7 protein-coding genes are annotated in these 13253 nt (G+C 57.4%); 6 read left to right on the plus strand and 1 reads right to left on the minus strand.

Going from position 1 to position 13253, the window contains the following annotated elements:
- Positions 1 to 229: 229 nt before the first annotated feature.
- Entirely contained in the window at positions 230 to 679 is a 450-nt protein-coding gene (locus tag QZH45_RS15870) for an antitoxin Xre/MbcA/ParS toxin-binding domain-containing protein (protein WP_432783377.1), read from the minus strand.
- A 618-nt stretch (positions 680 to 1297) separates the two neighbouring features.
- On the opposite strand from QZH45_RS15870, the gene QZH45_RS15875 reads away from it, so the two are divergent.
- From QZH45_RS15875 to QZH45_RS15900, 6 genes are all read left to right on the plus strand, one after another.
- The gene (locus tag QZH45_RS15875) at positions 1298 to 3130 is read left to right on the plus strand and encodes an AAA family ATPase (protein ID WP_432783378.1); all 1833 of its coding nucleotides are present in this window, start codon (positions 1298 to 1300) and stop codon (positions 3128 to 3130) included.
- A 2-nt stretch (positions 3131 to 3132) separates the two neighbouring features.
- Positions 3133 to 3777: a 4Fe-4S single cluster domain-containing protein gene (locus QZH45_RS15880; RefSeq protein ID WP_095128403.1), complete on the plus strand. Its 645-nt coding sequence runs from the start codon at positions 3133 to 3135 to the stop codon at positions 3775 to 3777.
- Between the two features lie 12 nt (positions 3778 to 3789).
- Positions 3790 to 10098, plus strand: a complete 6309-nt coding sequence (locus QZH45_RS15885) for an AAA domain-containing protein (protein ID WP_432783379.1) — start codon at positions 3790 to 3792, stop codon at positions 10096 to 10098.
- Positions 10095 to 11447 carry a hypothetical protein gene (locus QZH45_RS15890; protein WP_432783380.1) on the plus strand — a complete coding sequence of 451 codons (1353 nt, stop codon included), beginning with the start codon at positions 10095 to 10097 and terminating at the stop codon, positions 11445 to 11447. The genes QZH45_RS15885 and QZH45_RS15890 overlap by 4 nt, the downstream gene beginning before the upstream one ends.
- Positions 11448 to 11748: 301 nt before the next feature.
- Positions 11749 to 12330: a hypothetical protein gene (locus QZH45_RS15895; RefSeq protein ID WP_432783381.1), complete on the plus strand. Its 582-nt coding sequence runs from the start codon at positions 11749 to 11751 to the stop codon at positions 12328 to 12330.
- Entirely contained in the window at positions 12330 to 13253 is a 924-nt protein-coding gene (locus QZH45_RS15900) for a Kiwa anti-phage protein KwaB-like domain-containing protein (RefSeq protein ID WP_432783382.1), read from the plus strand. Before QZH45_RS15895 ends, QZH45_RS15900 begins: the two co-directional genes overlap by 1 nt.

Consider the following 13253-nt stretch of genomic DNA (forward strand, 5'->3'; position numbering starts at 1 on the left):
GCGGAGCGTTGTCTGGCGTCTCGTAAGGAGTCAGGTAGATCGACCTTGAGCAACTTGAGGTTTCCGGGGAAGCCCACTAGTCAATCTCAAGGTATACGAGAATCTCCAGCATGGCCCTGATGGCGTGCCGGCCAGGTAGGCGACTGGTTTTCCGGCGATATGTCACCTGCCGTTGACCAGCCTCTCCCCGCGGCCTGTCATATCTGCAAAGTGCTTATGCGCCATAGAGTCAGAATGCCAACCCTTCTGCTAACTGAATCAGCATCTCCTCAACCCGGCGGGTGCCCTGGATGGTTGAAAGCATCGCAATTGGGCTTTTACCCGAAAAGCAATCCTTGGACTTGGAGAGCCAGTGCTTGGCCTTTTCGTCGTCTCCGAAGAGCGTCTGGGCCATGGCGATGATGTGTGCAACACGAAACAGGCGATCGCTCTCGTCCACCGTCAATCGCTGGCCGCGCGCCAGCCTGGTTTTGAGAGCTTTGGGCGAAAATATTTGGTCGCGCTCTAGCGGACTCATTCTGCCAAAGTCGCAAAGGGCTTTGACATTACCAGCCGAGAAACCAGCTTCGATCAGTTCGTGGATGTCCCGATCTGAAGCGTCCGTGGGGATTTGGAGAAGTGCTTCCAACCGTACCCGGTAGGCACCATAGGCATTCTCACGCAGAATTTCAGCAAACATAGGGCACCCTCTTGTTCGGCATTTGCCGTGCACCTTTCGCGACAGGCAGCGACCGTCCATGACCGGCCGGTAATATCCGTCCGAGTAGAGCTCAGCATGAGCATAATGAAACGTCCCCTACGATGGAATGAGAGTCAAACGATCATGAGCGAAAACGAACGCTGGACAGTCAAATGCCAGGAAACCGTGGATGGAACTGGCGACGTCATCGTTGATCTGCCACCAGAATTGCTTGCGAGATTAGGTTTGGGCCTTGGGGACGAGTCGACTATCGAGATGGTAGATGGCGCGATAGTCCTGAAACCGAAGCACAATACGTCGTCCTCGTCCTGAACTTTGCTCTACTCGTCAGAACTGCCTCGATTTATCGAAAACCGGTAAGAACCCAAGCCCGCTTCCCATTGCGGTTTTTTGACTTGGGATCGCCTTCGAAAATCCATCTTGCTCAAGCAAGAATATTGATCGCCCCTCTATCCAGCGTCGATTCTCCGAGGACGAACACAGCGACCAATCTGGTTGAACCCCTATCATTTCCCAAAGCTTTGGTTGAGTTGGGCTGGAAAATACCTGCAGTGAGCAATACCCTGCGTGTATCCGCCGAACGTTACGAGCTGAAATATGTCAGGGACTAAGATATTTGAAAGCCCACGTTGGCTGCGCGACCTGTTGCGCTTCCTGCCGCTGAAGAGCCAATTCGTACTGTCAGGCAACATTCGCGATCTGCAAGCAAGCGAAGTGACACCTGGGACAGTAACCGCGCAGAGCTTCAATCAGACCCTTTGTAATGCCCTGCTCGATGCAGGCTATGCCCACGTGCTTGTCTGGGACCCGGTATCCGGTTTCCGGTTCATTGGTAAGCCCGGTACTGATCCTGCAACTGGCCAGACATTCATGCAGGAACTTGGTTTGACCCTAATTGACGGGGTCGCGCCAGCAGGCATCGATCTGTTAAGCGCCACCTTACCGCGCCTGGTGGGCCGAACCGGCGAGCCCGTCGCGCTGTTGGTTGACTTCGCTTCGCGCCTAGTAATGCGCAACGATTCACTCAACGCCGCTGAACACCAACTGTTCACCCAAGCTCTGGTGCAATCCCATCAGGCCCGTAGCCGTCCTGCGACTGAGTTGCGTAAACCGTTCTTTAACTCTCTGATCTGGCTAGTGGAAAAGGAAGGTGATCTACCTGATTGGTTTTTGGTCGACAACCCACGCCTTCGCCATATCCCGGTGTCCAAACCTGATCAAGTTGTCCGCCGAGCACTCGCGCCCGCTCTGCTCAAAGCGCTCACAGGTAGTCAGGGCGTCAGCGAAGAAACCACTACCCAGGCTGTTGAAGCGTTTGTACAAAACACTGAGGGGCTGTTGTTGCTCGATCTCAGTGCCATCGCGCAGTTGGCACGGGTAGAGAGTGTACCTATGGAAAAGATCGCCGATGCCGTGCGCCGCTATAAGGTCGGTGTTACCGAAGACCCTTGGCTAAAAATTGATCGTCAGCGAATTCGCCAGGCAGACGCCATCGTTCACCAGCGGGTCAAAGGCCAAGAGCATGCCGTGACTCACATGCTCGACATCGTCAAGCGCACGATGACCGGTGTCGGCGCCAGCCGCAAGGGCAATCGGCCCAGGGGCGTGGCCTTCCTCGCCGGCCCGACCGGGGTGGGCAAAACTGAATTGGCCAAGACCATCACCAGCCTGCTGTTTGGCGACGAAAGCGCCTATATACGCTTCGACATGTCAGAATTTAGTGCTGAACATGCCGATCAGCGCTTGATCGGCGCACCGCCCGGCTACGTTGGCTATGACGTCGGCGGCGAGTTGACCAATGCGATTAGGGAGAAACCGTTCAGCGTGGTGCTATTCGATGAAATTGAAAAAGCCCACCCCCGTATCCTCGACAAATTCCTGCAGATCCTTGATGACGGTGTACTCACCTCCGGCCGCGGAGATCGGGTGTACTTCTCTGAAGCACTGATTGTGTTCACCTCCAACCTGGGCATCTACCGTCAAGGCGACAACGGCGAACGAGTGGCTAACGTGCTGCCTGGCGAGGCCTTCGAGCAGGTTCAGAGCAAGGTGCATAGCGAGATCGACCGGCATTTCAAGCTGGTGCTTAACCGACCGGAAATTCTCAATCGTATTGGCGAGAACATCATCGTCTTCGACTTTATCCGCGAGGATGTCGCCGTACAAATCTTCGAGCAGATGGTCAACGCTACCTTTAGCGACCTCCAGGGGCAGGAGCTGTTTATCGAATTGACAGCCGAGGCACGCCAAACCCTGCACAGCCTTTGCTTGCAGGACCTATCCAACGGTGGACGGGGTATCCGCAACCAGTTGGAAGCACGCCTGCTCAACCCATTGTCGCGAGCGTTGTTCGACCAGGATGCGCAGCCAGGTGAACATTTCACGATCACCGAGTTGACTAGTAGTGGACTGATGATGGAACGTCATTGAGCATGGACTTGAGCCTGTCGCGCGTGCATTTCCCGGTCACTACCCTAGGCCCCGGCCGACGCCTGGGCATCTGGTTTCAAGGCTGCAGCATCCGCTGTCCTGGCTGTATTTCTGCCGATACATGGGGGCCAGGGCAGCGTCGACTGTCGACGGCACAACTGCTGGATCAGATTACGCCCTGGCTGGACGTTGCAGACGGCATCACGATTTCAGGCGGCGAACCGTTCGATCAGTTTGATGCCTTGATCCGCCTGCTCCAAGGCCTGCGTCGTCTTAGTCAGGTCGATATTCTCGTTTACAGCGGTTATTCCCTGGAACAACTCGACGACCAACTGCGCCAGGCCAACGGCCTGATCGATGCGTTGATCAGCGACCCCTACGACGAAGCCCTCAGCCAAACTATGGCTCTGCGCGGAAGTGACAACCAACGCCTTAACCTGCTTACCCCCTTGGGTCGGGCGCGCTTGGGCGACTTTGAACGCCTACTGATGACCACCGACAAGGCACTCGACCTAATGTTCGACGAGACGGGCAGCGTGTGGATGGCCGGTATTCCTCGGCGCGGTGATTTGCTGCGTTTGCGCGACCTGCTGCAGGACCAGGGCCATCAATTACAGATCAGCGCTCACGCATCGCGACGCCGCTGAATGGAGTACCCCATGATTCGTTTCTGCCCCAATTGCAACACCGAGCGCTCGCTTCAGGAGATGTTCTGCGAGGGATCCATCTTCGAGATGGCCTGTGGCTGGGATCTCGCTGGAGAACCCATCCACCCTGAAGGATGGCGCCCCCAGGCCATCACGACTCAGGAGACCATCGCTAGAGTGAGCCCAGCACCGGACAACGCAACGGCCTTGCTTTGTGAAAATGGTCACCCGATGGACCTAGGCGACCTGATGTGCCACGAATGTGGCGGCGAGCTCGCGCAATCGGTACCTTCCGCTTCCGTGCCAGACAGCGGCGAATCAGAAGCAGTCACGGAAACCCTGATCGATGGCTGGCGCTTTGTTCGAGAAATCAGCAACACCGACGGCGTTTGTGAGCGCTACCTCGTCGAGCACAACGAAACCGCGCAACAAGCGGTATTGACCTTGTATCGATCCGGCTCTGAGCCGGATCCGGTGATCTACGATGTGATACGCCGGTTGCCTCGCGAGCATGTACCCGAGATCATCGTCACCGGTCGCTGGAATGATCGCGCCTACGAAGTTATTGAGGAACTTAGCGGTGGGACCCTGGCTGACCTTGGCAGCGTCATTCGCGATAACGCCAGCGTACGTCACGTAGTCAGCGAATTGGGCCAGGCGCTGCATGTGTTCAATGAGGCCGGCTTGCGCCATCGCGACCTGCGCCCCGCCAGCCTTCTCGTTCGCTCCCGCGAACCGCTGGACCTGGTGATCAGCGGCTTCGGCTCGGCACGCCTGTCGGAGTTCGACCTGGATATCGTCTCGCCCCTAGAAACCAGTCGTTACATGGCGCCAGAGGCCATTGCAGGCGGCGTTGCAGCGGCCTCAGACTGGTGGAGCATGGGCATGATTCTGCTCGAGCAACTGACGCAGGGTGCCTGCTTCAGTGGCATCAATGCCAATGCCTTCCTGATCCACGTACTGGCAAACGGCGTGCCGATCCCCGACGACCTCGACCCGCAACTCCATTTGCTGCTGCGTGGGCTGTTGGCGCGCGACCGCCACCAGCGCTGGCAATGGCTGCAGGTCGAGGCCTGGCTTAACGGTATTGCGGTAGAGGCACCGCCCTCCTCCGTTCAACAGAATGATGAGGGCGAAGGCGCTACGCTGCAGTTAGGACAGCGCCGCTATCACTTGCCCGGCGTATTCGCCCTTGCAGCGGCACAGACGGACAACTGGCAACAGGCCCTCGACCACCTGCTTCGTGGGGTAATAGTGACCTGGGCCGAGCAGGTCAGCTTGGCGCCTTCCCTGGTCGCAGGTTTGCGTCAGATCGTTCAACACGAAGGCATCGAGGACGACTTCCGCCTGATGCTGGCACTGAAGGCTCTCAATCCAGAAATCCCCTTAATCCATCGCGGCGAGATCGTGACCCCGGGATGGTTGCTGGAACACCCCCTGGAAGGCTATCGCCTGATCAGCGGTTCGGTTCCAGACCTGCTCGAGCAGCTACAGACTGACCATTGGCTGTCGCGCCTGAAGACCCGTGCGGAAAACGTCCGTCAGCGTGCCTTGCATCAACATATCGAGCTGGTCGAGGAGCCGTTGCGGATTTACTTGCTATCGACCTCGCGTGCCAAGTTGGCGACGCAGTGGCTGGAGCGCCAACGACTACTTCCCGACACCGATCACCCGGGGCTGCTGTCACTTTCAGAGCGCCGGGTAATCGCGGAAGAGGATCTAATTGTGCTGCTCAGTGCCGCGATTAGCCAATTTCGTTCGGCCAGCTCGATCATCGAAGAGGCCGCCCAGCTGGCCAAGACCGCCGACGTCAGCTGGTTCGATACTGAGACTGCGGGTGAACTGCTGCTGCATTCACGTCTGGAGTTGTACCGTAGTGTCGATGAGCGCATTCGCGGCTTCGCCCGCTCCGGCGTGGCAACAGTGGACCAATGGGCCGAGCACTTCCGTCTGGAGCGGCGCATGCCATTGGCTCAGATGTTGGTGCTGCTGGCCATTCCGTCCAACCAGTGGCTGGAGCCACAGAAACAGCAGTATGTGTCGCAGATCCTCGAGTTCTTCGAGAAGAAGGTAGTGACCGCCGTGATGCGCGGTCCGTTGGTGCGCATGAGCATTGGTAAGACCACCGCCCGCGTTGACGTCAACGAACTGAACAGCGAACGCAGTCCGGCTGCGGCCTTGCTCGACCATCTGTTGCAACGCAATGCCAATGCGGTGAACCTGGACCCGGAAAGCTTCCAGCTCAACAGCCAACTGGAATCACGCCTGCATGCCCTGTACCGGCAGAGCGCGCTGTACAAACGCGACACCGGTATCGATGGCCTTTATTTGGGTTTCCCATTTCTGCTCAACCGCGATGCACGCGGTACCACGCGTACGCGGATTATCCCGTTGTTGCTGTGGCCGGTTAAGCTGCAGCTTGAACTGGGCAGCCGTGGGCACGCCGCCCTGGCGTTTGACAGCGAGCGTGAAGAAATTCGACTCAACCCTGCCTTGGAAAGCGTGCTCGGTGCTGAAACCTTCAAGCGCTGGCGTAAGACCGCCGATGAACTACTAGGTCGCTCGTCGATCCGCGCGGCGGATGTGATGGATGCCTTCGGTATGCTCGCTACCATCCGCTCGCGGGCGCTCGGCAGCTTACCGCCCAGTATCGTGGAAATTGCTCCTTACCAAGATGAACTGAGATGCGCTGCGGTACTTTTTCATGTGACTTTCATGGGGCAGGCGATCGGCGAAGACTTGCGCCAGCTGAAGAATCTGTCGCCTGTCGGCACCGGCCTGGAAACTGCATTGCGCCTCAAAGCAGCCGATGCAGCTGTGCCTGAGACACCACCAAACGAGTTGCAGCGGTTCTTCACTGTTGCAAGCGACCCGTCCCAGGAAGCGGCGGTGATCCAGGCACGACATAGTCCAGGGCTACTTGTTGAGGGGCCGCCAGGTACAGGTAAGAGCCAGACCATCGTCAATATGGTCGCCGACGCCATCGGCCATCAGCGCAGCCTGCTTGTTGTTTGCCAGAAGCATGCCGCGCTAGAAGTGGTGTACAAACGCCTGGTGGCTGAAGGTCTGGGCCAACGCATCGTTATGCTCAATGACGTCAACCGCGACCGCGAGCCGGTTATCCGTAGCATCCGCGAACAGCTGGAGCGTTTGTTCGCCGACGGCACTCGGCCGCCAAGCTGGCAGAGACAACGCGAGCAGATCGCTGCCCGTATCGAAGCCCTGGAGGGTGAACTCGACCGCTTCCACCAGAGCTTGCACCGTCTCGATGAAAGCACCGGTCTTAGTTATCGCCAACTGCTCGGCGAGCTGATTGAATTGGAGGCAGGTCCTGAGCCAATCGAGTTCCCGGCCTTACGTCAACGCTTGGTAACACTGGACCTCGCCAGCCTGACGCGTTTAGAGGAAAACTGCGCCCCTCTGATACGTCTGTGGCTACCCTCTCGCTTCGAAGGCAGCCTGTTGAAGCAGTTGAAGCCATTCGCCGCCGACCGTGCGACCTTGCAGGCCTTCACTGACAACCTGAACAGTTTCACCCAGGCCGAAATTAACCGTCAGGCAACGCTGCAGACGCATTCGGCCAGCTTCGAAATTGACGATCCGACGCCGTACCGTAGTTGGATAGCGTCCCATGTCGCTACTCTGCTCGATTTGAAAGAAGAGCAACGCCTACGCTTGGCGCGCTGGCTGCCATTGTTCCGCAGCCGCGAAGTCGGCCAGGCGCCGAGAGGTGAGTCGATTCTCGGCGAATTACGCCAGCTCGATCAGCAGCTCGGTCAGCTGGACCAGGGCCACTTCGCAGCCACGCTATCGCCAGCGCTGAGTCTGGTTGAGAGCAAGACACTCAGGCATTTGGAGCACGACTGCGCCAAAGTCATGGCTACCCGAACCTGGCTGGCGAACATCAACCCGTTGCATCTGCTGCGGCGCAAGCGCTTGCGCAACTTTCTTCAAGAGCAAGGGCAAAGTCTCGCTGCTGATGTCCTCCCGACTCTGCATGCCGCGATCCACCTGGAAATTCAGTGGCGTCCTCTGCGCGCCGAGTTGGCGACACTGCATCAGGTACTTGAGCTGGAGACCGTGAGCCAGCAAGCCTGCCTGGAGTTGGTCAGCGCAGTGAAGAGCGACATCCGCCACCTACTAGAGATCCAGGCGCTGGCCCACGCCATAGCGCAATCGCCGCGCCCTGAGGAAGCCGACGAGGCCGTCCTGGCTGGAGACAAGCAGCACCTCGAGGCGCTTCTCAATAATCTCGACGCCTCGTTGATGCGCCACGGGGTCCGCCAGTCCAGCCTTGACCAGCTCAAAGTGCTCGGTGATTGGCTGGGCGATGAGCTGGTGCAACAACTGCAACACGCCATCGCGCACAACCTGAACAATCAATTGACGCTTGATCGCCTGCATGAGGCGCAGCCGTTTCTCGCCGCCTATCAGTCATTCCGTGGCCGCGCTAGTCAGCTGGCCGAGCTGGATCTGGAGCTACTCGCACTGCTGAGACAGCGCCAGGAGCAATTGGACGGCATTGCACCCGAGCAACTGGAGGCCGCCGTAAGACGGTTGCTTAATCGCGAAGCGCGACTAGGTTGGAAACATCGACTTGAGCAGGCCCACCCCGAACTGCTGTTCAGTCAGGATGAGGCTCGGACAAAGGTGGCCAGCCTCGCTCAAGCCGACGCGCAGATGCGTGTGCTCAACCGAGAGTTACTCGCCAACGGCATCGACCTTACTCGCCTGGGCAATCACAAACAGTGGGAGGACGTCACCCGACTAACGGGCAAGCGCTCGCGGCGCCTGCGCGAATTCATCGAACTGGGCAGCCACCTCGGCCTAATGAGCTTACGTCCGGTATGGTTGATGAATCCGGACGTGGCCAGCCGTGTGCTGCCGCTTAAGGCCGGCCTGTTCGATACCGTAATCTACGACGAAGCTTCGCAGATGCCTGTGGAATTCGCCTTGCCGACCCTGTTTAGAGGTCAGATCACCGTGGTCAGCGGCGATGAGAAACAGATGCCGCCGACTGCTTTTTTCTCCAGCCGCATCGAAAGCGACGAAGCCGAAACATTCGATGGCGACGAGCCTGACGCTGACGCTGACGAGGAACAACGCGAAGCCTTCGAAGACACCTGGAACCGTCGCGAGATCAAGGACTGCCCTGACTTGCTGCAATTGGCGCGCACCGCCCTGCCCAACACCACATTGCAGATCCACTACCGTTCGGCCTACCGCGAGTTGATCGGCTTCTCCAATGCATCATTCTACGGCAACCGTCTTAACGTCCCGGTCCGTCATCCGCAAGCGAACATCCTGCGTATCAAGCCTCTGGAGCTGATCGAGGTCGGGGGGCTATACCAGAACCAGAGTAACGCCGAGGAAGCCGAACGTGTCGTCGAGTATCTCAATGAACTCTGGCAGCAACCCTACGATCTGCGTCCCTCGGTCGGCGTGGTCACGTTCAACCGAAAGCAGGCAGAGTTAATCGAGGAGCACTTGGAGCAGCGTGCGGAACAGGACGAACTTTTCCGTGCTGCCTACACCGAAGAGCGCGAACGCAGTGAGGACGGCGAGGATATGTCGGTGTTCGTCAAAAACGTGGAAAACGTACAGGGCGATGAGCGCGACGTCATCGTCTTCTCTTCGACTTTCGGTCGCAACAGTCAAGGCACCTTCCGTCGCAGCTTTGGTGTACTCGGACAGACCGGCGGCGAGCGTCGCCTCAATGTGGCGGTGACCCGTGCACGACGCAAGGTGGTGATGATCACCTCGATGCCGATCGCCGATATCTCCGACATGCTCAACACACACCGCGCGCCGATCAGCCCGCGTGACTATTTGCAAGGCTATCTGGAGTACGCGCGCGCGCTCTCCGCGGGTGAGTTCGGTAGTAGCGGTAAACTGCTTGAGCGCCTGCAGACAGACCGAAACGGCCAGCAACGAGAACAAGGCCAACGCCGTGATGGTTTCGTCAGACTGGTCGGCGAGTTTATTCACTCCCTGGGCTGGCTGGCCGCCCCTGCCAGCGAGGGCGACGCCTTCGGTCTCGACTTCGCCATCGAGAACGCAAGCACGGGCCTATACGGCATCGGCATCGAATGCGATGCCCCGTGCCACGCACTACTAGAGCGCGCCCGCGCCCGGGAAATCTGGCGTCCGACCGTACTGCACCGTGCCATCCCTCATATTCACCGAGTCTCGTCACAGGCTTGGTATCACAATGGTGAAAGCGAGCGTGCACGCCTGCGTGAAGCCATTGAACAGGCCATGCAGGCCGCGCCCCCGTCACAACAGACGCCAACTACAGCCGATACGGAAACCTGCCTATGAGTGGTCCGAAGGTCGTTCGCATTGTCACCCGGGAAGAAATCATCGCCATCTGCGAAGGCCACCTACAACGCCTGGAGCTGGTCTTGGCACGTTGGCAGGCGCAAGCCAGTAAGGTCGGAGAGCTGAACGAACAGGAGCGCGTCGCCACCTTCGCCCGACGCGATCGCCTGCGCGCCCTGTTGGCGCAAGAGCGCTTTGCTGAGCTGCAGAAGGCCGTACCGGCCGAGATCGAGCACCTACGCCGAGACCTGGAGGATCGCGAAGAACGCGCGATTATTCGTGCCGCTCAGCGACGCCAACGCGAACGACGCCTTAAGGAGAACGCCGCAACATTGCTCGAGGCATTGCAAGCGCGCTCCGAAGGCGCCGATCAAGACCTGTTGCGTTCTCTCACGCAATTGGCCAACGGCATCATCAAGGAAGATGGCGAGCGTCTGCTGGCTGCGGGTTTCGCCCAATTGGCCAAGGCCGATCAGAAAGAGACGCTCAGCGAAACCCAGCGAGCTTTGGCACAGCAACTCAAGGTCGATGACACTCCGAACTCCTTGAGCGAATGGATGGCTGCCCGACACCCTGAAACCTTGCCCGATATACGCCTGCAACGCATAAACCGACACATCGCTGAACTACAGCTGCTGCAGGGTACCGACAGCGCCGCGTCATTCCTTCAGGCGCAGGAAAGAGCCGAGGCGGAACCCGAATCGCAACGGCGTAATCTGCTGCTCGACAGTCTCGTCCTCGACTTGGTCTCATCCACTCGTACTTTCAAAAACAAGCGAGAGAGCCTCGAACGGCTACAGGACTTGGCCAGCGAAATGGAAACACAGGCAGGTACTGACTATACCGCGCTGTTAAGTCAAATCAGCACCTGTAGTACTGTCACCAACCTAGAGACGATTGCGGGACTGACCGAGCAGTGTGAAGCCTTTATCGCAACCCATTTGCAGGCCGAGGCGGCCCTGGCCCGCCGCGAAGCCGTGCTAAGTGGATTGGCCAGCCTCGGCTACGAAGTACGCGAAGGCATGGCGACCGCTTGGGCGGAAACTGGTAAGGTCGTGCTGCGTAAAGTAGCCACTCCCGGCTATGGCGTAGAAGTCGGCGGCAAGGCTGACAATGGTCGTCTGCAGGTTCGTGCAGTAGCTCTCAGCGGTGACCGTGACAAAACCCGGGATCGAGATATTGAAACTATTTGGTGTAGCGAGTTTCAGCGGTTACAAGCGCTGTTAAAAGACAGGGGCAGCGAGTTATTGATCGAGCGCTCCCTCTCAGTAGGTGAAGTTCCGCTCAAAGAAGCGAGCGCTTCCATACAGGTCGCGGAAGCGGTCATTGCTCAGCAAAAAACAGTATAAAACACTACAGTGCAACGCTCTCGTAAGCGTGGCTTTCTCACATTCTGCTCAACTGGTGTGGCGACCCGCACGCTCCCTGGTTATGACTGGCAGCAGACTGCCCCACCGCTGCTGTTGACGCCGCCCTACTTCGATTGTTTTCAAGCCAAATTGCGCCTACCTGAGTAATAGCCAACCGTACGGCTGCCGTTATGCCGGTAAGGAAGTGAGTCAAAGTATCAATGATGGCCACTAATTCCTTCACCACGCTCTGCGGCTGAGGCATAGTGATGGCATCGCTTAGCCCCACCAAGGACAGGGTATGAAGGTCAAGCTCCTACCTGCTGCGTTTCTCTTTCTCGGCTCGTATTTTCCGCTGAGTGTCATCCTGTTGTTGCAAGACATCGCCGAAGCCAGTTGGAAGAAATCCATTTGTTGGTCCCTGCAGAACTGCGAACTGCCTACGCTGATGAACAGTGGGCGTTCTCTCACCCTTTTCATCCTGTGCTCCGCTAGCTTGATCGTATTTCTGTGGGTACTTCGCAACCTGCCCAGCGACCATGAGGTCACGGTCAAAGATGCCAAGACCGTTCCCAACGACCTGATCAACTACGTTTTCCCATACGTTGTTTCATTCATGGGGCTGGATCTGGGGAGCGACGGAAAATTTTACGGGTTTGTGGTTTTCCTGGCCTGGATGTTTTTGATCACCTATCGATCGGGGCAGATCCTGATGAATCCACTGCTGCTCGCAATGGGATGGCAGTTGTACGAGCTCAATGTCGTGACCACGAAACACGACCGCACTCGGATGGCACTCTCCAAATCAGCGGTCTATCCGAAAGACACGCTCAAGTGTTGCTACATCCAAGGAATGTATATTTTGTCGAAGGATCAGAATTGATGAACGCAGACCAAGCCCTTGATGCACTCCATCAGTTCGACGTGGAAGCGGCAAGCTGCAGCGTTTGGACTTTCAAGAAAAGCCAGAGTAAGGCCGGCCGCTTCAAGGCCCAGTCAGTAGTCGCTACGCCGGAGCTGATTGCCGAGCTCAAGGACGTGACAAGTGCGCGAATTGGCAGATGTGCTGAGGCCGAGAACTACGATTTGATCACTCAAATCAATGAGGCATCATGCTTGTTTCTGGAAGCTGACGAGACGCTATTCCCTCAGCTTCAAGATGTTGTTGATCAGCCTCCAGAAGAGCATCTCATCGACAATTTTTCAGACTTGCAGGGCAGCCTCGGATACGTTGTCCGGCTCACCCACGAGGACGATATCCTGTACTGCGTGTCTCGGCTTCCAGGTGATTGGCAGGTTAAAAAACGCAGGCAACGCATCAGTCTTATCCTGCATGAGAACCGCCTTGATCTCGCCAATGATGAGACGTTTACCATCAGCAAGACTTTCGATTTCTTCGTGCTGAACGAAGGTATCCTTGTGCTGAACCGATCCAATTTCGAATCCTTGCTGGAATACAAGCAGACCTATATCAGCTCGTTCGAAGAGCTTCGGGCAGATGCAGTCTTCCAAGCTGTGTTTTCCGACATGGCACTGCTGATTGAGCATGTTGGCACCAACACCATGCATCTGCGTAGGATGGCCGTTGTTCAAGAGCGCGCGTTCTACAGCAGCGCTTTATTCATGGACAAGTTGCGTGAGGTCAACCGGGCCAGAAACTGGAACATTGGCTTCGATGCTGACGGCAGGATCGTCCCATCACCAGAATCTGTCAGATCCATTATCCAAGTCTTGCTGAACCATAGGCTGCACTCGGAAATCACCGGAGATGACTTCGACGTGCCCTCCGCTAACCCTGTGAAATAA

Source organism: Pseudomonas corrugata (genome assembly GCF_050920615.1).
GTDB lineage: Bacteria > Pseudomonadota > Gammaproteobacteria > Pseudomonadales > Pseudomonadaceae > Aquipseudomonas > Aquipseudomonas corrugata.